This is a genomic window from Providencia sp. PROV210 (assembly GCF_028479445.1).
Taxonomy (GTDB): domain Bacteria; phylum Pseudomonadota; class Gammaproteobacteria; order Enterobacterales; family Enterobacteriaceae; genus Providencia; species Providencia rustigianii.
In genome coordinates, this window is sequence record NZ_JAMPNQ010000015.1 from 218,256 (window position 1) to 240,073 (window position 21,818).

A 21,818-nucleotide genomic window follows, 5' to 3' on the forward strand; every position below is an offset into this window, starting at 1 on the left:
AGGATGCTACGTTTATCCAAACAGATCGCTCATTTATTCTTGCTATGGTCACTACTATTTGTTGGTAGTGCGATGGCTGCACAACCGCTTTGGCAGGTATTGCCAGATTCAATCAACAAAAGCGTGAGTGACACTCGGGAATATAAAGCTATAAAGCTGAACAACGACATGACGGTTTTACTGGTTTCTGATCCAAAAGCCACTAAATCATTAGCGGCAGTTTCTCTACCCGTTGGGAGTATTGAGAACCCAGATAGCCAGTTAGGGCTTGCTCACTACCTAGAACACATGGTGTTAATGGGATCAAAAAAATACCCTGAACCAAGTAGTTTCTCTGAGTTTCTACAAAAGCACGGAGGGAGCCACAATGCGAGTACGGCCTCTCATCGTACTGCTTATTATTTTGAAGTCGAAAATGGGGCATTAGCAGAAGCGACGGATAGACTTGCTGATGCATTAGCTGAACCATTGTTAAATCCTATCAATGCGGATAAAGAGCGAAATGCGGTTAATGCCGAGTTAACTATGGCGCGAGCTCGTGATGGTATGCGTATTTGGCAGATCCGTTCTGAAACGTTAAATCCTGCTCATCCGAATGCTCGGTTTGCTGGTGGAAACTTAGAAACTTTAAAAGATAAACCAAATAGTAAATTACAAGATGAGCTAGTGAGCTTCTATAAGCGTTATTATTCTGCAAACCTGATGAATGGGGTGCTGTATGGTGACCAATCTATCGAACAATTAGCTAAAATAGCCAATGAAACTTTTGGTCGTATCCCTAACTTTAATGCCACTGTCCCTGAAATTAAAGTAGAGGCGATGACAGACAAAGAAAAAGGCGTTTTGATTCATTATGTGCCTGCACAGCCACAAAAAGCGATTCAAATCGAGTTCAGTATCAAGAACAATATGGCGGATTTTCGCAGCAAAAGTGACGAGTACATCGGCTATTTAATTGGTAATCGTAGCCCAGGAACATTAGCTGACTGGCTGATTTCTCAAGGCTTAGCGGAAGGTATTAGTGCTTCTGCATCACCAAACCTAGACCGTAATTATGGTTCATTCTCTATTTATGTGACGCTAACAGATAAAGGCTTAGCTGAGCGTGACCAGATTATTGCTGCTATTTTTGCTTATATTGACCTGATTAAAAACCAAGGGATAAACCAAGATTATTTCGATGAAATTGCCAAGGTTCTAAACCTTTCATTCCGTTATGGCTCAATTGTCAGGGATATGAATTATATCGAATGGTTATCAGACCAAATGATAGATATGCCGATTAGTCATGTTCTGGATTCTGACTATGTTGCGGATAAATATAATCCTTCGGCAATCAAACAACGTTTATCTGAGCTAACTGCCCAAAATTCACGTATTTGGTTTATTAGCCCGAATGAACCGAGCAATAAGAAAGCGTACTTTGTCGATGCACCTTATCAAGTCGACAAAATCACGGATAAGCAATTTACTCATTGGGCTAAATTGGAATCAAAAATGGCATTTAAGCTGCCAAAATTGAATCCATATATTCCTGATAACTTATCGCTGATTAAAACAGAGAAACCATATAAACGCCCTGAGTTTATTTATCAGCAAGGCAATACTCGGGTGCTGTATATGCCAAGTCAATATTTTGCTGATGAGCCAAAAGCGAGTATTACGCTAGATTTACGTTCAAACCAAGATAGTAAAGATGCAAAATCTCAAGTCACTGGGTCATTACTGCAATATATTTCTTCATTAAAAATGGATGAGTTGCAGTACCAAGCCTCTGTGGCAGGAATGTCAGTTTCTGTCTCCCCAGGGATTGGTTTACAGTTAAATGCCAGTGGCTACACTCAGCATTTATCTGAACTATTTTTATCAATGACCAAGCTATATTTAAGTTTTGAGCCGACAGAAAGAGAATTGGCTCAAGCAAAATCGTGGTACAAAGAGCAAATTGATGTATCAAACAACGCTAAAGCTTATGAATTAGCGATGCAGCCATTACAACGACTAAATAATGTTCCTTATTTCGAACAAGAGCAGAGACTTTCTGCATTGGAGACAATTTCTCTTAAGGATATTACGGATTATCGTCGTACATTAGTGGAAAGTGCCGCACTACAAGCCTTAGTCTTTGGTAACATCACCCAGCAGCAAAGTATTCAGACTATCAAAGATGCGAGTGCATTATTGAAAAGTCAGGGTAAAGAGTGGTGGCGTGGTGACATTGTCGTTGTTGATAAACCGTATTTAGCCGATTTCCATAAGAAAGGTAACAGTAGCGATAATGCGTTAGCAGAAATCTTTATTCCTGCTGGCTATGAGCGTATTGACGGGGCTGTACTTTCTGGGATCCTAGCTAAAATTGTTCAGCCTTGGTTCTATGATCAATTGAGAACGAATGAGCAGCTAGGGTATGCCGTATTTGCCTTCAAGGTGGGTTTAGGTGACCAATGGGGTATCGGTTTCTTACTGCAAAGTAATGCAAAAACACCAGATTATCTCAATACTCGTTATCAGGATTTTTACCGTATAGCATTAGATAAGCTGAAGAAATTACCGGCTACCGAGTTCGAACAATACAAACAATCCATGATAACGGAGATGAATCAACCGCCACAAACTTTCTATGAGGAAGTAGGGCGTTACTCATCTGATTTTTCTCGTAATATTTTTAGTTTCGATACGCGAGATAAAGTTTTAGCTAGATTGGGAACAGCAACTCAAGCTGAAGTTATTTCATACTACGAGAACGCGGTTTTAAAGCAGCGCGGTTTAGCCTTAGCTTCCCAAGTGATAGGTCAAGATGTAGCTGAGAAATCGGGTTATGCTCAACTTAAAAATTGGGTGTTATACCAAACCGCTTCTGAGCTACAAAAAAGATTACCTATCAAGGAAAATGCTGAGTGAATAAGATGCAGATGAGTTCCCAATTGTTAGATGCTTATAAATTACCGTTGCAAGGACAACGGTTAATTGAAGCATCGGCGGGTACAGGTAAAACCTATACGATAGGGATCCTCTATCTGCGTCTATTGCTGGGGCTAGGGGGCGAAAATGCGTTCCCTAGACCACTCAGTGTTGAAGAGATTTTGGTTGTAACCTTTACTGAGGCTGCAACCAATGAATTACGTGGGCGTATTCGTGAGCGGATTCATAAAATGCGCTTAGCTTGTTTGAGAAATGGTTTAGGGTTCGACTCTGAGCCTGAGTATCTGACATTATTAGACGAGCTACCCCACCAAGAACAGCGTGAGTTTGCGGCAAACTGGTTATTGGCAGCTGAGCGTCAAATGGATGAAGCTGCCATTTATACCATTCATGGTTTTTGCCAAAGAATGTTGGCTCATAATGCGTTTGAGTCTGGGATTTTGTTTGAACAAACCATGATCCAAGATGAATTCCCCATCCAGAAACAGGCTTGTGCCGATTTTTGGCGGCGCCATTTTTACCCTTTAGATTATTCCATGACTAAAGTAGTGCAGTCACAATGGAGTGGGCCAGAAGCTCTCTTGACGGAGATTAAACCTTTTTTACAAGGTGATATTCCATTAATTATCAATCAGCCAGAACAGCTTGAAACACTTGAAGAACGCCATCAACGCTTGATTGAGTTAATTCAAAATGTAAAAGAGGCGTGGAAAGCTCATCATGGGGATTTCGAAAAGTTAATTACTGATTCAGATGTTGATAAGCGCAGCTACAGTTCGCGTTTTTTACCAAGCTGGCTGGCAAAAATTACGGACTGGGCACACCAAGAAACTGAAGATTACCAACTACCACAAGAGATACTTGAGCGTTTTACTCAATCTCGGTTAGATGAAAAATCAAAAAGTGGTTCAGGGCCAGCTCATGAAGTATTTCGTCAAATTGATGAATTACTGGCTCAGACATTAACTCTCCGTGACTTAATCATTCCACAAGCTATTAGCGAAGTTAGGCAAACTATTGCTCGTGAGAAGCAGAGTCGTGGAGAGCTTGGCTTTGATGATTTATTAACTCGATTAGATAAAGCTTTGCAACAAGATGGTGGCACATTATTAGCAGAAGCTATTGCTAAGCGTTTTCCTGTTGCCATGATCGATGAATTTCAGGATACAGACCCTCAGCAATACCGCATTTTTCAGAGAATCTATCAAAATACTGGAGATAGCGCATTACTGTTTATCGGGGATCCTAAGCAAGCGATTTATGCATTTCGTGGTGCGGATATTTTCACCTATATAGCCGCTAAAAAACAAGTTAGTGCTCACTATACATTGGAAACAAACTACCGTTCATCACAGAATATGGTTGAAGCAGTAAACCGTATTTTTAGTCATTGCAATAATCCATTTATCTTTGAGCAGATACCATTTCAGAAAGTTAATTATGCGCCACATAATATCAATAAGACACTGTTCCATCAGGGTTCAGAAGTAAAAGCGTTAACCTTTTGGCTGCAAAACTCGGAAGCCGTTTCGGTCGCTGAGTATGAGCAAGCTATCTCTCAGCAGTGCGCGGCGCAAATAGCTCAGTATCTTTCTGGTGGATTACAAGGAACTACCTACTTTGTTAATCAACAAAAACAGACTCCGGTAGAAGCATCCGATATTACAGTTTTAGTTCGTAGTCGTCGTGAAGCAATTTTGATCCGTGATGCACTAAACCAACTTAATATACCTTCAGTTTTCCAATCGAATCGTGAGAGTGTATTCGCAACCCAAGAAGCTAAAGAGTTGCTTTGGTTATTACAAGCAGTGCTGACTCCGGAAAAAGAAAGGGTGTTACGTAGCGCCTTAGCCACAGGATTATTTGGCTTAACCGCTCAAGATATTGATAATTTAAATTACGATGAGAAAGTGTGGGAAAACGTTGTTGATGAGTTCGCTCGTTATGCAGTAATTTGGCATAAACGTGGTGTTTTGCCTATGTTACGAGTTGTGATGTCCCAGCGACATATTGCCGAAACGCTACTCTCTGGCGTGGATGGTGAACGCCGTTTGATGGATATCATGCACATCGGTGAGTTATTACAAGCGATGTCCCTTCAACTTGAAGGTGAGCACACACTAACTCGTTGGTTGGCTCAACAGATTGCACATCCGGACCATCAATCTGATGCTCAACAAATGCGTTTAGAGAGTGACCGACATTTAGTGCAGATCAGTACTATCCACAAATCCAAAGGGTTGGAATATAAAATTGTCTGGTTACCCTTTGCGAGTAATTTCTTACCACAGTCTCAAGGGCTATTCCACGATCGCGAGGATTTCATCACTAAATTAGATTTAGATGATGCGAAAGAGTATGTCGATTTAGCTGATGAAGAGCGTTTGGCTGAAGATCTTCGCTTACTGTATGTGGCATTAACCCGTGGAATCTATCATTGCAGTGTGGGAATTGCACCATTAATTAAAGGTAATCGTAAAAAAGCTGGGAATAGTGATTTACATTTATCTGCATTAGGTTATTTGCTGCAAAAAGGGCAAGAGGGTGATTCTGTATTGTTAACCAATATGCTCACAGAACTCAGTAATGAGACTATCGATGTTCAACGTATTGAATCCTTTGATGCTGAACGACTAAATTTAACAATAACAAGCACTGATGATTTATCTGCTAAAGAGATCTCACGCCACTTTGATGACCATTGGCGAGTGACGAGCTATTCGGGGCTGAGTTATCACGGCTCCTATAGTGAGGAAGAGCAGACATTATCAGCATTGCAGTTTGCTAATTCATTAGCGCCCAAAATGGATATTGAAGCCAGTTCAGATTTGGCGCTTATTGAATCAGAGGATAATTTATTCACGCCACATCGATTCCCTAAAGGCGCTGCGCCAGGAACCTTTTTGCACGGCTTAATGGAAGAAGTTGATTTCTCGGGTGATATCTCGTCAGAGTGGTTAGAAGAACAGCTCCAAGCCGCAGGGTTTGATATCCAGTGGGTTGAAATGCTTCAAGCGTGGCTAAATGCGATTTTAACGGTGCCATTAGCGGATGACGAGTTATGCCTATCGGCATTATTGCCACAAGATAGATTGGATGAAATGCAATTTTATTTGCCTATTGATAGTCTATTAAGTGCTAAAGATGTGGATGCGGTCACTCATCAGCATGACCCGCTCTCTAAGCGTTGCCCACCGCTCAATTTTGAGCAAGTGCAAGGGATTTTAAAAGGCTTCATTGATTTAACTTTTTGTTGGAAAGGTAAGTTTTACCTATTGGATTATAAATCGAATTATCTGGGAGAGGATGCTTCATTTTATACTCAAGAGGCAATGGCTGAAGCGATGATTGACCATCGTTATGACTTGCAATATCAGCTGTATTCACTAGCTTTACACCGTTTTCTTCAACACCGAATGCCTAACTATGATTATGAAACACATTTTGGTGGGGTGTATTACCTCTTCTTAAGAGGGATAGATAGTGCAAATTCAAAGAATGGTATTTTCTTCTATCGCCCAACATTGGCGTTTATTACCGAATTTAATCAGCTGTTTCTTAATGCACAATTTGAGGGTTAGTCATAATGAAACAACTGTTAAATCAAGGTATTGAAGCGCGTTTATTAAGTCCCCTTGATGTGCAGTTTGCATACAGTATTGCGGATGAAAATAATCCTATTATGCTGATGACTGCAGCGCTATTGAGTGCAGAAACGATGTCAGGACATGTTTGCTTAGCACTGAATGATATTAGTTTTGAAACGTTATTTGCAGGACGACATCCTGAGTTTTCTGCTCAATTATGGGAAGCGATCGGCGCACCAAGTCCAGAATTAATCAAAGCTGCTTTGTTAGCCTCAGAGTCAGTTTGTTTGGCGGGTGATGAGCGCATTGCACCATTAATCCTATCGGGTGATTATCTCTATTTCCAGCGAATGTGGCAGTATGAGCAGTGTGTTGCGAGTTTTTTCTCGAAAACGCAGTTGGATAGCCATGATGAGCATAGTATTCAACCGATTTTAGACCAACTATTCCCTGAGCCAGCTGATATTAATTGGCAAAAAATTGCTGCAGCAGTTGCTGTAACTAGCCGGGTATCGGTGATTTCAGGTGGGCCGGGAACGGGAAAAACGACAACAGTAGCCCGTATTTTAGCGGCATTAATAAAACTTGGGCATCGGCAATCTCATCGCTTAAGAATTGAGCTTGCGGCACCGACAGGAAAAGCAGCTGCACGTTTAACCGAATCATTAGGTGAAGCAATCAAAAAACTGTCTCTTAGCTCGAATGAAGAAAAATTACTACCAAGCCAAGCTAAAACATTGCATCGCTTACTCGGTGCTCAACCTGAGAGTCAGCAGTTCCGTTATCATCGTGACAATCCCCTTGCGTTAGATATTTTAATTGTTGATGAAGCGTCAATGGTGGATTTACCCATGATGGCTAAATTAATTGAAGCACTTCCGGAACAGGCTAAATTGATTTTCTTAGGAGATAAAGACCAGCTAGCTTCTGTGGAGGCGGGAGCTGTACTTGGTGATATCTGCCGTTTTGCGGATGTGGGCTACAGTGTAAATCGGGCTGCTCAATTGGAACAACTCACCGGCTATGTATTGAGCGACTTTACAAATAACGAAGGCCCAGTGATCCGCGATAGCCTTTGTCTATTGAGAAAAAGTTACCGTTTTTCCGCAGACTCAGGGATTGGGAAGTTAGCTTTTGCTGTAAATACAGGTAATGCGAAGCGTGCTGATATCATTTTAAATGAGCAACTTACCGATATTCACAGTTATATTTTTGATGATAATAGCTCTGAAGTTGAAAGCGGGGAAAGCTACGTGAATATGCTGTTGGATGCTGCAGGCTTTTATCAAGAGTATCTATTGGCGGTTAAAGCGAAAGAGAAACCTGAAAAAATTCTGCATATTTTCAATCAGTACCGTTTATTAACTGCATTACGTGACGGCCCTTATGGCGTTTCTGGGTTAAATGACAAACTTGAAAAACTACTTCATCGACAGGGCTTAATTTATAAGCCTTACAATCAGCAGCATAAACATTATGCGGGCAGACCTATTATGATCAGCCGCAATGATAGTCCATTAGGATTATTTAATGGGGATATTGGGATAATCTTACCGGATGAGGATGGCCAATTTAGAGCTTATTTTCAGTTTCCAGATGGGGAGATTAGAGGCGTTCAACCCAACCGCCTGCCACTGCATGAAACTGCATATGTGATGACGGTACATAAATCACAAGGTTCGGAATTTACTCATACCGCTTTAGTACTGCCTTATATATATTCCCCCGTGATCACGCGGGAGCTGGTTTATACCGCGATCACTAGAGCTAAAAAAGAATTATCACTGTATGGTAGTAAAAAAGTATTACGCCGTGCAATTGAGACCCCAACAAAGCGTCGTAGCGGCCTAACCCTACAACTGATGCAATTGAATTAACCCTACTGATTTAAGGTAATATTATGGAAAACCAACAGCCTATGACCGCTATCACTGTGACATTGAACGCCAAGCTTGAGCCAGCAAGGCGTGCTGATCTAGAAGATGCTTTTGATGAAGCGATGGAAAAACTTGGTAAAGAGAAAGAAATCCAAATTAGTGGTGGTGGTACTCTATTAGGTGACACTGGCGAAGTTTCCGAGTGCGACATCGAATTATCGGTTACTGAGGCAAGTGATGAAAATATCAGCTTAATTATTCAGATGTTTTCTGGCATGTTAGCGCCAAAAGGGTCTCGTTTAACCATTCATGGGGAAGATGTACGAATTGATTTTGGTACTGATGAAGGTTTAGCAGTTTACTTTAATGGGACTGAATTACCGGCAGAGGTGTACGAAAACAATGATATCAATGATCTTTTCGACCAATTGGATGAAGCAGTAGAAGATATTGGCAGTATTCATGGGGTTTGGGATGGCCCAACAGAAACGGCATTTTATTTCTACGGAACCTCTTTTAGTGAAATGGAAGAAATTCTAAGACCACTATTAGAGGCTAATCCACTGAGTCAAAAATGCCGAGTTGTACAAATCGCATAATTTGCTGAACAACGATAAAACCCAGATATGAAATTATCGGTAAGGTTTTTAATCTCATTCATGGGTTTTTATCTGTAGCTTAAGCGACGTGAGTTTTAATATTTAACATCAAAATCTTAGACTTACGTTGATAGTTATACAGAGCCTGTTTTTTCATTGGTAGCATTTCAATTTCGGCAGGCATAAAACCACGCTCTTGGAACCAATGAATACTGCGAGTCGTTAGGACAAATAATTTATCCAGATCTAATTGTTTGGCTTGTGCCGCTACTCGGTTAAGTAGTTCCTCACCACGGGAAGAGCTTCGGTAGTCTGGGTGCACGGCTACACATGCCATCTCTCCTAATTTTTCGTCAGGATAAGGGTAAAGTGCTGCGCAGGCTATCACTAAGTTATCTCGCTCAATAATGGTAAATTTATCAATCTCCATTTCGAGTTGTTCGCGAGAGCGGCGGACTAAAATACCTTGCTGTTCTAATGGCCTGATAAGCTCCAAAATCCCCCCAATATCATTAATATTGGCACGACGGGTTTTCTCTGAACTTTCCATGACGATTTGTGTTCCGATACCATCACGAGAAAACAGTTCTTGGATTAATGAGCCATTTTCTTGATAACTCAATAGATGGCTGCGGCGTACACCACGGCGGCAGGCTGTTGCTGCGCCACGTAAAAAACGTACAGTACCAGAATAATAATCCCCTTCAGACTCTAACTCTTGGATACGAGCTTCGGCTTCATTTGGGAATAATTCAGATAAAATATTGCCGTTTTTATCAGCGACTCCCTGAGAAGAACAAAACCCGATAAGTTTTTCAGCTTTGATTTTTACGGCTAGCTGTGTGGCAATTTCTTCGGATGTCAGATTGAAACTCTCACCAGTCACTGATACTGCAACAGGACCAATTAGGACGATTGAGCCATTATCCAATTGCGCGTTAATCGCATCTTCATTAATGCGGCGGATACGGCCACTATGGCAATAATCAATTCCATCATCGACACCTAGAGGCTGGGCAATTACAAAGTTACCACTGACCACATTAATATGGGCACCTTGCAGCGGTGTATTTCCTAAACTCATCGATAAACGAGCGGTGATGTCCAGTTGTAAGGCGCCAGAGGCTTGTTTCACATATTCAAGGGTATTCGCATCGGTAACGCGCGTATGTTTATGATAAATAGCTTCATAATTATGTTCTGCGAGAATACCTTCTATTTGAGGTCGAGCACCATAAACAACGACAATACGAATTCCTAAGCTATGTAATAAGCCTATGTCATTGACAATACTTGGAAAATTCTCATGTTCGATTGCTTCACCACCCAACATAATAATAAATGTTTTACCGCGGTGGGCGTTTATATAGGGTACCGAATGGCGAAATTCATCAACCAACTCGGTGCTGCGCTCTTTCATAATTACCCTCTTAATTGAATTTTTATTCGCTATTACTGTATTTTTATTCTTTTTGGCGGTAAATATCAAGTAAAAGATGAGACAAGAAAAGTAACAAATTTATTTTTAATATTTACATATCTCTATATATAAATGTCTATAATAAAAACAATTCAATCTGTATATCAGATGGTTGCCAATCAATGCTATTCAATTAGTGAGCATAATTAGTCTATTTGGATTGCAGTATGACGTCATTTATATTGCTGAAATAAGATCAGCATTCCGACATATAAATAATAGTTTGGTAATGACAAAGCATGAAGAACTAGATAGAGTGCGAATTAATCGCTAAGATATTATCTCTTGTCTTAATTTATATTTAACTTTTCAGGTTTAGATTCGGAATTATTGATGAGTCATCAAGATCACAGCCCATCAAAACGCCGCCTATTACAAGGTGCGGCTGCGGTTATGCTGCTGAGTGTCAGCCCATTCGGTTTTGCTGCGAGTAGCAGCATTATTGCCGTGCGCATTTGGCCAGCCTCGAGTTATACCCGTATTACACTCGAATCGAGCGTCCCTTTAAAGTATCGCCAATTCGTGCTGAATAATCCTGAGCGCATTGTCGTTGACTTGGAAGGCGTACAGTTAAATAACGTACTAAAAAATATGGGAAGCCAGATTCAGTCTCGTGACCCTTACTTAAAATTAGTTCGGGTTGGGCAATTTGATCCGAAAACAGTACGTTTAGTTTTTGAAGTAAAGAATAAGGTTAGCCCTCGATTCTTTACTATTGCTCCCGTCTCAGAATTTAAACATCGTTTGGTCATTGATTTTTATCCGGGTAAAGGGGTAGAAACCAACGATGATCCTTTATTGGCATTGCTTGAGGATTACAATAAAGGGGATTTAGAAGAGAGTATGCCTGCTCAGGCGAAAAAACCGGGTAAAGCAGGGACTGACCGACCGATCATTATCATGATTGACCCTGGTCATGGCGGTGAAGATCCCGGTGCAATTGGTAAATATAAGACACGCGAAAAAGACGTAGTCTTACAAATTGCCCGTCGATTGAAAGCATTGATTGATAAAGATCCAAAAATGCGTGCTTATATGACACGTAATGAGGATGTATTTATTCCATTGAAAGTGCGGGTAGCAAAAGCCAGAAAAATGCAGGCAGACCTTTTTGTATCGATTCATGCGGATGCTTTTACTAACCGCTCAGCAAATGGTTCATCGGTGTTTGCGTTGTCGACAAAAGGTGCCACCAGTAATACGGCACGTTATCTTGCACAAACCCAGAACGAAGCTGACTTAATCGGTGGGGTGAGTAAAAGCGGCGATGTTTATCTCGACCATACCATGTTAGATCTGGTGCAAACAGCGACAATCAATGACAGTTTGAAGTTTGGGGATGAAGTCCTTAAACGTATGGGGAAAGTAAATAGACTGCATAAGAATCGGGTTGATCAGGCTGGGTTCGCAGTATTAAAAGCCCCTGAAATTCCGTCTATTTTGGTGGAGACTGCCTTTATTAGTAACTTGGAAGAAGAGCGTAAGTTAAAGACTGCTAAATTCCAACAGCAAATGGCAGAGTCAATTTTCCAAGGAATTAAAGCCTATTTCCGCAATGGTGGCGAGTTAGCAATCCGTAATAAATAATTAATAAATTAAAGAAGGTGGTGAGCAGCAATGTGCGCCGCCTTTTTTATTAGCAAAAAAGTAACGTATTGATAAAAAGTAATTTGTTGGAAATTGAAAGAGTAGAAAACGAATTGAAGCTTTAAAGGAATAGGTAAGAAAGAATACAACTAAGAATTGGTTGCGGGGGCTGGATTTGAACCAACGACCTTCGGGTTATGAGCCCGACGAGCTACCAAGCTGCTCCACCCCGCGACTGAAAGGTTAAAATATACCAGGAAATTGGTTGCGGGAGCTGGATTTGAACCAACGACCTTCGGGTTATGAGCCCGACGAGCTACCAAGCTGCTCCATCCCGCGCCTGAAATATTTTTTACTACTTTAATAAACTACATTTTGATTTTACTACCGAAACTACATTGACTAAATCAAGAAATGACTAAATCAAAAATTGGTTGCGGGGGCTGGATTTGAACCAACGACCTTCGGGTTATGAGCCCGACGAGCTACCAAGCTGCTCCACCCCGCGTCCGATAGCGGGCACTATACTCGGGATGAGATCTGATGCAAGTTTTTTCGTGTTTTTTTTTCATTTTTCATTACTTGGAGGATGAAAAATAGACAAAATGTTGATTTTTTATTCTCGGTGAGGGTGAAAAGTAAAAATAGCCCCACTAAATATTTTTACACGTTTCATTCTCAATTTGGGTTTGCTATTGTGCGCTTCATATCGGATATGAGTTAGGTGGTAAAGATGAATTCATGGCAGAAAGGGTTAATTGCAGGCGTCTTTTTGAGTTTTTTAGTTGGTTGTCAATCTCATCCAACAGATAAAGGGCAGCAGTATAAAGATGGTAAATTGGTTAGTGACTTACAGCCAGTGAGTCAAGTTAATGTACAAGGGAGGCCTATTAATACTCCTGACTTTAATCGCCAAGTGACGGAAATTAAAAATTCATCACCACGTTTATTCAATAGTAATAATGACACTTATCATGCGATAGAAAATTGGTTGATGGCGGGGGGCGATCCGGCTCAGTTATCACGCTTTAATTTATCGGCTTTCCAAATGGAAGGAATGGATAACTACGGTAACGTTCAATTTACGGGATATTACACGCCAGTTATCGAAGCTCGCCGTTCACCACAAGGGGAGTTCCGCCATCCACTTTACGGGATGCCACCGAAAGGTAAAAAACGTTTACCGAGTCGAGCGCAAATCTATAATGGTGCGTTAAGTAAAAAACACATACTAGCTTATAGTAATTCTGCAGTTGATAACTTCATGATGGAAGTTCAGGGCAGTGGCTATGTAGATTTTGGTGATGGTAGCCCGCTAAACTTTTTTGGTTATGCCGGAAAAAATGGTCATGCTTATAAAAGCATAGGTAAAGTGTTAGTTGATCGTGGCGAAGTCCCGTTAGAGAAAATGTCTCTACAAGCGATCCATGATTGGACAAATTCCCACAGTGAACAAGAAGTTCGTGAGTTATTAGAATCCAATCCTTCATTCGTTTTCTTTAATCCGCAATCTTTTGTACCGGTACGTGGCGCGAGTGCAGTACCATTAATTGCTAAAGCCTCAGTCGCATCGGATAAAACATTGATCCCACCAGGCACTGCATTATTAGCTGAAATCCCAGTATTGGATAATAACGGAAAATTTACGGGCCAATATGAAATGCGTATGATGGTGGCACTTGATGTTGGTGGTGCAATTAAAGGGCATCATTTCGATATTTATCACGGAACAGGGCATGAAGCGGGAAAAATGGCGGGTTTTTATAACCACTATGGACGCGTGTGGGTGTTGAAAAAGAGCCAACCTGTTTTTAGTTCGTTGTAGTTACTGTTTTAACTAAGGTCGTTTGTCATTATGCAAACTCAACTTTCTGACGCGTGGATGCAGCGATTTGCTGGTATTGGGCGTTTATATGGGCAACAAGCTCTCCAGTTATTTGCTCGTTCTCACGTTTGTGTCATTGGTGTTGGTGGTGTAGGCGTCTGGGCTGCGGAAGCGTTAGCTCGTTCAGGTATTGGCTCTATCACTCTGATAGATATGGATGACATTTGTGTCACTAATACTAATCGACAACTTCACGCTCTGAAATCAACCGTAGGGCAGCCTAAAGTTGATGTGATGAAGAATCGTATTTTGGATATTAACCCCGAATGTCAGGTGAATGTTATCGATGATTTTATTACCGTCGATAATGTTTCTGAATACCTCTCCAAAGGGTTTAATTACGTCATTGATGCTATCGACAGTGTTAGACCGAAAGCGGCTCTATTGGCTTATTGTCGACGTTTTAAAATTCCTGTTGTGACAACCGGTGGTGCTGGTGGGCAAATTGACCCAACACAGATCCAAGTTGTAGATTTGGCTAAGACTGTTCAAGATCCTTTAGCCGCAAAATTGCGCGAAAGATTAAAGTCAGATTTTAATGTCGTTAAAAATGGCAAGGGTAAGCTAGGAATTGATTGTGTATTCTCGACTGAGCAATTGGTTTACCCGCAGAGTGATGGCACAGTTTGTGCGGCAAAAAGTACCGCAGATGGCTCTAAACGTATGGATTGTGCTTCAGGGTTTGGGGCGGTGACGATGGTTACTGCTAGCTTTGGTTTTATTGCTGTATCTCATGCATTGAAAAAAATGATTGCTAAAGCTCAGCGTGAGGCTCAAAAATAGGTTATTGAGGCTACGAGGTAGCCTCAAATATCATTAGGCAGGGGTCATTTCACTCGCGATATTTTTTATCGCGGCGATCAACGCTTGAATACCATTCTGGCGTGACTCGCTAAGCTGTCCTGATAAACCAGTCTGGTTAAAAATATCATCAAAATCAGTTGTTAATATTTGCTCGGCATTCTTATGTTCGATCGCGGTTAACAAGATAGCAAATAAGCCTTTTACTACACGTCCTTCACTGTCACCATAAAAGTGAAAAGTATCATCATCATTGAGAAGTGCGCCAATCCATACTCGGTTTTCACAACCTTGAACTTCTTGAGTTTGTTGTTTCTCTTCATCCGTTAATGTTGGCAACTGTTTCGCTAACTGGATTAATAGACGATATTTTTCTTCCCAAGCTTTTTGTTTGGAAAACTGTTCAACAATTTCATGTGTGACAATCTCTGTGCCAAAGGGATGAGAAGCCAGTTCATGTCTAGACAAAGTCATTAGATTTCCTTTTAATCATTTAAAATCGACAGTGCAAATTTTACTGAATTAATAAACTTATCAATATCTTGTTTATTATTGTAAGGCATCGCGGAGATCCGTAAGCAACCGCTTATTTTCAGTGAATCCATTAATGGTTGTGCACAGTGTTGCCCATAGCGTAGAGCAATTTTTTGTTCGGTCAAGAAAAGACCTAAATCACTATGATGGATATCTTGAAAATTAAAAGATAATAGCGGCGATTGTGGGGCACTGTAGCAAATCAACCCATCGAACAGGGCTAGTTGCTCACGCGCATAACTAATTAGCGAGCAAGTATAAGTTTCTGCTTGGGCTAGGTCTTGAGTTTTTAACCAATCTAAAACTGCAGAGAAGGCTATGACTCCTGCGATATTGGGTGTTCCGGCCTCAAAACGTTGTGGAATCGGCGCAGGTGTGAAACCGTCGAAATTGACTTTGTTTAACATTTTTCCGCCGCCGTGCCATGGCGTCATTTGTTCAAGATGTTCAGCTTTTCCATAGCAGACTCCTAGTCCTGTTGGACCATAGAGTTTATGAGCAGAAAATACATAGAAATCAATATCAGTCGCTGTGACATTAAGCGGGTGGTGGACAACACCTTGAGCTCCATCGACAACGACTTTAGCCCCGACATTATGAGCCAACTGAGTTATGGCTTTAATATCAGGTTGATATCCAGTGACATTGGACATTTGGGTAATAGCAATAATTTTGCTATTCGCATTTAAGCAAGATTTAAGTGTAGCAAGATCGAGAGTTAAATCAGTATTTACAGCCCATTTTACGAGCTTCGCTCCCGTTTGCTGAGCCAAGATCATCCAAGGCAATAGATTTGAATGGTGCTCTATTTCACTGACAATAATTTCATCACCGGGCTGAAGCTTGTTACGGAAATAACTCTGCGCAATCAGATTGATCGATTCGGTAGCCCCTCGCGTCCAAATGATGTTCTTTTCATCCATTGCATGGATCAGTTTCGCGACAGATAAGCGCCCTTGTTCATAGTTGCGGGTGATTTTCAGTGACTCGGGGGATTGCCCTCGATAAACGGAGCTGCCCGACAGTCGATAGTAATCATTGGTGGCATTTATCATCTCCAACGGCTTGAGTGCGGTTGCTGCGCTATCAAGGAATATCGTTTCTGAATTTATCGCAGGAAATTGTTGGCGAAATTGTGGAGCGCTAAAATTATCCATGGTGTTAATTCTATGTTGTTACCTATTCAACGAGGTAAAAATGGGCTTATTTAAGGCTTAATCATAACGGAAAATGCGGAATAAGTAGAATGCGATAAAAAACGTCATTCTTTTATCCATTTTTTGAAATATTTTGTTACACTTGATTTTTAATGTGTGACGTAAGTTTTAGAATAATTGCAAACGGTGTGTCATCGATTACTGCTTTAGTATTGAACGTTGTTTTTTAGACTAATGAATAAATTTAATTTAAGATGGCGTTTAAATATGAAGTTATTCTTATTACGATGAAATAAATATTATTTATCTTTGATTTTGTGGGTTTTATAGAAGAACAATAAAAAAAGCACCGCGCTTAGGCGGTGCACTATAAAATCACTATGGACAGACAGGGTAAATGTACAGGAAGTGAAAAAAACAGTAGCAATCGCTACAAAGCCTGGTTTATCCAGACAACTTGCAAACACAACATCACAACCACAAAGCCAAAAGTTTCAAAGTAACTAAACTCTGCAACTTTTCGTTCCGGCTTAGGAAGTGCGCATACTATAGGTATTTACTAGCGTATCCTCAATGGACAATTTATAATGCTTCGGATGAAAAAAACTAATGCATATAGCGAAGCCAAGTAGAACTGATTATGTCTAAAAGATTACCGCCCTTAAATGCTCTGAGAGTATTTGATGCCGCCGCTCGTCATCTAAGTTTTACTAAAGCGGCAGATGAACTGTTTGTTACGCAAGCGGCTGTCAGTCACCAAATAAAAAGTTTGGAAGATTTCCTCGGGTTGAAATTATTTCGTCGGCGTAATCGTTCATTATTACTGACCGAAGAAGGGCAGAGTTATTACCTCGATATTAAAGAAATTTTTTCTTCTTTAAATGAGGCGACGAGAAAGCTTCAAGCACGTAGTGCTAAAGGCGCACTCACTGTGAGCTTATCTCCCAGTTTCGCTATACAATGGTTGGTGCCTCGCCTTTCGGGCTTTAATCAAGCTTTTCCCGGCATAGATGTGCGAATCCAAGCGGTAGATCGTGAAGAAGATAAGTTAGCTGATGATGTTGATGTCGCTATTTTCTATGGAAAAGGTAATTGGTCAGGTCTACGAACTGACCGGCTATATGCCGAGTATTTAATGCCAGTTTGTTCACCAACATTGTTAACTGGAGAAAAACAGCTCAAGATCCCAGAAGATTTAGCGAAACATACGTTGCTCCATGATTCATCCCGTCGAGATTGGCAAGCCTATGTTAAGCAATTAGATATTCAAAATGTGGTGAATGTGCAGCAAGGTCCTATTTTTAGTCACAGTGCGATGGTGATCCAAGCGGCTGTCCATGGGCAAGGTGTTGCGTTGGCCAATAATGTAATGGCAAAAAATGAGATTGATGCTGGTCGTTTAGTTTGCCCATTTAGTGAAGTATTAGTTAGTAAAAATGCATTTTATTTAGTCTGCCAAGAGAATCAGGCAGAGATAGGGAAGATAGCGGCATTTCGTCAATGGATCCTAGCGCAAGCAGCGAGTGAACAAGAAAAGTTAGGTTTTATTACCAATGATCAAGATTTACCGCTTATCGAATAGTTAAACAATCAAAACTAAGGTGCTATCGTGAATAGTCGTTTGATGTTAATTTTTGCAGGGATTAGCGGTTTTTTTGCCGTTGCTTTTGGTGCTATTGGCTCTCATGCGCTTGCGCCAATTATGAGTGAGCACCAAATGGCGTGGATTGAAACAGGTCTACGATATCAAATGTTTCATACTGTCGTTTTGATGGTATTGAGCGCAGTTTTATTACGTAAAGTTATTCTGTGGTTCTATTGGTCGGGAGTCTTTTTCTCCGTAGGGATACTTCTTTTTAGTGGAAGCCTTTATTGTATGGCCTTATTGCAGGTAAAATACTTTTCATATTTTACGCCAATAGGAGGCGTGTGTTTCCTGATTGGCTGGCTTTTAGTGGTTATTGGCGCTATGCGTCTAAGGAAATTGGCGTCACGCAATGAGTAATAAAATTGCACTGTATTGCCGCCCGGGCTTTGAAAAAGAGTGTGCAGCAGAAATTACAGATAAAGCAGGGCAGAGGGAAGTTTTTGGTTTTGCCCGTGTAAAAGAGAACAGTGGGTATGTGATTTTCGAATGCTATCAAGCCGAAGATGCCGATCGACTAGCTCGTACTCTGCCGTTTCGTGAACTGATTTTTGCTCGCCAAATGTTTGTTGTGGGAGACTTACTCAAGGATCTGCCACCTGAAGATCGTATTACTCCAATAGTGAATATTCTCAAACAACAAGTTGAGAGAGCGGGTGATCTTCGCGTAGAAGTTGCGGATACGAATGAATCCAAAGAGTTAATGAAATTCTGCCGTAAATTTACAGTTCCTCTGCGTAATGCATTACGTAAAGAAAAAGTGTTATTGGCAAAAGAGAATTTTAAACGCCCAATTGTGCATGTGTTTTTTATTGCACCGGGTTGTTGCTACACCGGTTATTCTTATTCAAACAATAGTTCTATGTTTTATATGGGGATCCCGCGACTGAAATTCCCATCGGATGCACCAAGCCGTTCAACATTGAAATTAGAAGAAGCTTTCCATGTATTTATCCCTTATGAAGAATGGGATGAGCGTTTAGCTAGTGGAATGAAAGCGGTAGATTTAGGCGCCTGTCCGGGGGGATGGACTTACCAATTAGTCAAACGTAGCATGATGGTCGACGCTGTGGATAATGGCCCGATGGCAGAAAGCTTGATGGATACAGGGCAAGTAAAACATCATCGTGTTGATGGTTTTAAGTATCAACCAACATCGCAAAATATTACGTGGTTAGTCTGCGATATGGTTGAAAAACCAGCTAAGGTTGCAGCATTAATGACGCAATGGCTACAGGAAGGCTGGTGTCGTGAAACTATTTTCAATCTGAAATTACCGATGAAAAAGCGCTATGAAGAGGTCACTCATATTTTCGAAAAAATGAGGACCCAGTTGAAAGAAAATGGTATTAACGTATTGATTCAAGCTAAGCAGCTGTATCATGACCGTGAAGAAATCACCGTACATGTGCAGCGGGTATGGTCTGCTAACCCGATGGCTCGTGAGTTTTACTAATTAATCAAACAAAGATAAAAAGTCACTTCACGATGAAGTGACTTTTTTATTTCGAGGGTTTAGCTTCTTGGTAGCGTAGCTGGTTTAGGTTACCTTTAAGAATAATATCGGTTTTCAATGTTGCAATATCCCGGCAAATCATCGCGATTTCCTGATTGTTAGCGAGTTTTTTCTGCCATTTTTCTTCAAGTGAATCAAAGTTAGCATACAGATTCTCAATATTCTGAAATCGCTGAAGTAGCGTTGTGGCACTTTTCGCACCAATTCCTGCAACACCAGGAACTTTACTGCTACTGATCCCTGCAAGTCCCCAATAATCTGGTAGTTGTTCCGGCTTTACACCAAATTCATTTTCAATAAACGGCACATCAAGCCAACGTTTTTGAAAATAATCACGAATACGTAGGTTGGGTGAAAGTAGCTGGCAATAACCTTTATCGGTGGAAACGATGGTTACCGTATGACCCGCACTGGCTATCCGTTTTGCTAGCGTAGCGGCCAAATCGTCTGCTTCATCACCTTCTGATTGCCAGCAGTGAATACCATTTTCTTCAAATTGGGAGACTAACGAGGGAAGCTCAGTTTGTAATTCTTCTGGCATGGGTTGGCGACCCGCTTTGTAGTCAGGCAATTTTTCATGACGCCAACTATGATGCCTGCCATCCTCATCGAAAACGGCCACAATATGGGTGGCATCTGTATGAGTGATTAGCTGAGAAATTGCGGATAAACACGTTTCTCCACAGGGGCTACCTTGAACCGCGTGGATACGTCGAATTAGATTCAATGCGTCAATAATTAATAAGTGGATCATAAATACCGTTAGGCCTTCTGACGCGCCATCCTTGGCGCGAGAGAGTCATTATTTCACGATTTCATAGCAAGGTTCGTATGCAGTTCCGCCCGGCAGCTTCATTCGATGCTGTTTTACAAAGCCTTGAAGGAGAATATCCATACGCTTCATAATATCGCTATCGCCATGAATTTTGAACGGACCCTGTTTTTCTATCGCTTTCATACCGACTTCTTTCACGTTACCAGCAACAATTCCAGAGAATGCACGACGTAAATCAGATGCCAGTTTCTCTGGTGCTTGGCCTGGATGTAGGCTCAAGGATGCCATATTTTCATGGGTAGGTTCAAATGGATGCTGTAAGTCATGGGCAATTTTAATCGACCAGTTGAAGCTATAGGCATCACCGGTATTTCGACGGTTTTCTTTTACCGCAGACATGCCTTTTTTCATGACTCGAGCAACTTCTTGCGGGTCATCGATAATGATTTGGTAATGTTGGCAAGCTTCATCGCCTAAAGTATGGCGAATAAAATCATCCAGAACAGTGAAGTATTCCGCACTCTCTTTTGGTCCCGTGAGAACCAGCGGTAATACTTGCTCGCTGTTTTCTGGATCCATCATAATGCCTAATAGATACAGTAATTCTTCCGCAGTCCCCACACCACCCGGAAAAATAATAATTCCGTGAGCTAACCTGACAAACGCTTCAAGACGTTTTTCAATGTCAGGCATGATAATGAGTTCATTAACCAATGGGTTAGGTGGCTCAGCAGCGATAATAGATGGCTCAGTTAAACCAATAAAACGGCTGTCTTTATAACGTTGTTGAGCGTGGCCTACTGCGGCGCCTTTCATTGGGGCTTCCATCGCTCCGGGGCCACAGCCTGTACAGATATTGAGTTCTCGTAACCCTAGCTCATTACCCACTTTGCGACCGTACAAATATTCGGTTTCATTGATGGAGTGTCCACCCCAGCAAACGATCATATTTGGATCTTCATCAATGTGCAGTGCGCGGGCATTACGCAGTATGGAGAAGATCATATTGGTGAGATGGATACCGTTTTCTAGGTCAAGATGGAACTGTTTTTGAGCCGTATTGATTTGCCCGTGGACAAATAAAATATCGCGTAAAACGGCGAATAAGTTCGCTTGCAATGAACGAATGATTTTTCCGTCAACAAACGCTTTTTCCGGTGGGTTGATTAACTCGAGCTTAATACCACGCTCTCTGCGTAATATATTGATATCAAAGCCAGCGCTTTTCTCTAATAACTCTTTGCTGCTATCCGTTAAGCTACCAGAATGTAGAACCGCTAAGGAGCAGTTTCTATATAGCTGATATAAGTGGCTGCTAGCGGTCCGCTTCAGCATATCCACTTCAAGCTGAGATAAGAGATCCATAGATCCTAATGGACTAATATGAGTAATCAAGTAACACTCCTTTGCCCTATTGGGCCTTGACGTGTGAATTACATGAAAAATGGTTTGA

15 protein-coding genes and 3 tRNA genes are annotated in these 21,818 nt (G+C 41.2%); 10 read left to right on the forward strand and 8 right to left on the reverse strand.

The genetic code is table 11. The annotated features are described in order from the left end of the window. The first annotated feature begins 3 nt into the window (after positions 1-3). Genes ptrA through PR761_RS12670 form a run of 4 tightly spaced genes read left to right on the forward strand, consistent with a single transcriptional unit; the run spans position 4 to position 8,985 of the window. Entirely contained in the window at positions 4-2,901 is a 2,898-nt protein-coding gene (ptrA, locus tag PR761_RS12655) for a pitrilysin (protein ID WP_154610938.1), read from the forward strand. Next, positions 2,898-6,503, forward strand: coding sequence for an exodeoxyribonuclease V subunit beta (gene recB, locus PR761_RS12660; RefSeq protein ID WP_006814073.1), 3,606 nt, complete (start codon positions 2,898-2,900; stop codon positions 6,501-6,503). Before ptrA ends, recB begins: the two co-directional genes overlap by 4 nt. Before the next feature lie 5 nt (positions 6,504-6,508). Next, positions 6,509-8,386 carry an exodeoxyribonuclease V subunit alpha gene (gene recD / locus PR761_RS12665; protein ID WP_006814072.1) on the forward strand — a complete coding sequence of 626 codons (1,878 nt, stop codon included), beginning with the start codon at positions 6,509-6,511 and terminating at the stop codon, positions 8,384-8,386. 23 nt (positions 8,387-8,409) lie between these two features. After that, positions 8,410-8,985 carry a hypothetical protein gene (locus tag PR761_RS12670; RefSeq protein WP_006814071.1) on the forward strand — a complete coding sequence of 192 codons (576 nt, stop codon included), beginning with the start codon at positions 8,410-8,412 and terminating at the stop codon, positions 8,983-8,985. Between the two features lie 79 nt (positions 8,986-9,064). Here the strand turns inward: PR761_RS12670 and argA are convergent, their stop codons facing one another. Then, positions 9,065-10,405 carry an amino-acid N-acetyltransferase gene (argA, locus tag PR761_RS12675; RefSeq protein WP_039854708.1) on the reverse strand — a complete coding sequence of 447 codons (1,341 nt, stop codon included), beginning with the start codon at positions 10,403-10,405 and terminating at the stop codon, positions 9,065-9,067. Positions 10,406-10,798: 393 nt separating this feature from the next. Between argA and amiC the strand changes: the two genes are divergently transcribed. Then, positions 10,799-12,052, forward strand: coding sequence for an N-acetylmuramoyl-L-alanine amidase AmiC (gene amiC / locus PR761_RS12680; protein WP_006814069.1), 1,254 nt, complete (start codon positions 10,799-10,801; stop codon positions 12,050-12,052). A gap of 157 nt (positions 12,053-12,209) precedes the next feature. On the opposite strand, the gene PR761_RS12685 is transcribed toward amiC, so the two are convergent. From PR761_RS12685 to PR761_RS12695, 3 genes are all read right to left on the reverse strand, one after another. Continuing rightward, positions 12,210-12,286, reverse strand: a tRNA-Met gene (locus tag PR761_RS12685). Between the two features lie 28 nt (positions 12,287-12,314). Continuing rightward, positions 12,315-12,391: transfer RNA gene (locus PR761_RS12690), tRNA-Met, on the reverse strand. A 92-nt stretch (positions 12,392-12,483) separates the two neighbouring features. Further along, a tRNA-Met gene (locus PR761_RS12695) sits at positions 12,484-12,560 on the reverse strand. A gap of 225 nt (positions 12,561-12,785) precedes the next feature. Here PR761_RS12695 and mltA point away from each other — a divergent pair. Together mltA and tcdA are read left to right on the forward strand one after the other, a co-directional pair. Then, positions 12,786-13,877, forward strand: coding sequence for a murein transglycosylase A (gene mltA / locus PR761_RS12700; RefSeq protein ID WP_006814067.1), 1,092 nt, complete (start codon positions 12,786-12,788; stop codon positions 13,875-13,877). A gap of 30 nt (positions 13,878-13,907) precedes the next feature. After that, the gene (gene tcdA, locus PR761_RS12705; RefSeq protein WP_006814066.1) at positions 13,908-14,720 is read left to right on the forward strand and encodes a tRNA cyclic N6-threonylcarbamoyladenosine(37) synthase TcdA; all 813 of its coding nucleotides are present in this window, start codon (positions 13,908-13,910) and stop codon (positions 14,718-14,720) included. A gap of 33 nt (positions 14,721-14,753) precedes the next feature. Here the strand turns inward: tcdA and csdE are convergent, their stop codons facing one another. Together csdE and csdA are read right to left on the reverse strand one after the other, a co-directional pair. Beyond that, positions 14,754-15,212, reverse strand: coding sequence for a cysteine desulfurase sulfur acceptor subunit CsdE (gene csdE, locus PR761_RS12710; RefSeq protein ID WP_006814065.1), 459 nt, complete (start codon positions 15,210-15,212; stop codon positions 14,754-14,756). Between the two features lie 11 nt (positions 15,213-15,223). Continuing rightward, positions 15,224-16,429, reverse strand: a complete 1,206-nt coding sequence (csdA, locus tag PR761_RS12715) for a cysteine desulfurase CsdA (protein ID WP_006814064.1) — start codon at positions 16,427-16,429, stop codon at positions 15,224-15,226. Between the two features lie 640 nt (positions 16,430-17,069). Between csdA and PR761_RS12720 the strand changes: the two genes are divergently transcribed. From PR761_RS12720 to rlmM, 3 genes are read left to right on the forward strand one after another with little or no spacing between them, the layout of a single operon-like run. Beyond that, positions 17,070-18,011: a transcriptional regulator GcvA gene (locus PR761_RS12720; protein WP_006814063.1), complete on the forward strand. Its 942-nt coding sequence runs from the start codon at positions 17,070-17,072 to the stop codon at positions 18,009-18,011. A 27-nt stretch (positions 18,012-18,038) separates the two neighbouring features. After that, on the forward strand, positions 18,039-18,434 hold the full coding sequence (locus PR761_RS12725) for a DUF423 domain-containing protein (RefSeq protein ID WP_039854706.1): 396 nt from the start codon (positions 18,039-18,041) through the stop codon (positions 18,432-18,434). Beyond that, entirely contained in the window at positions 18,427-19,530 is a 1,104-nt protein-coding gene (gene rlmM, locus PR761_RS12730) for a 23S rRNA (cytidine(2498)-2'-O)-methyltransferase RlmM (protein WP_112837315.1), read from the forward strand. The genes PR761_RS12725 and rlmM overlap by 8 nt, the downstream gene beginning before the upstream one ends. 46 nt (positions 19,531-19,576) lie before the next feature. Here the strand turns inward: rlmM and xni are convergent, their stop codons facing one another. Together xni and ppnN are read right to left on the reverse strand one after the other, a co-directional pair. Next, positions 19,577-20,344: a flap endonuclease Xni gene (xni, locus tag PR761_RS12735; protein WP_006814060.1), complete on the reverse strand. Its 768-nt coding sequence runs from the start codon at positions 20,342-20,344 to the stop codon at positions 19,577-19,579. 48 nt (positions 20,345-20,392) lie between these two features. Beyond that, positions 20,393-21,760 carry a nucleotide 5'-monophosphate nucleosidase PpnN gene (gene ppnN, locus PR761_RS12740; protein WP_039854705.1) on the reverse strand — a complete coding sequence of 456 codons (1,368 nt, stop codon included), beginning with the start codon at positions 21,758-21,760 and terminating at the stop codon, positions 20,393-20,395. Positions 21,761-21,818: the final 58 nt, after the last annotated feature.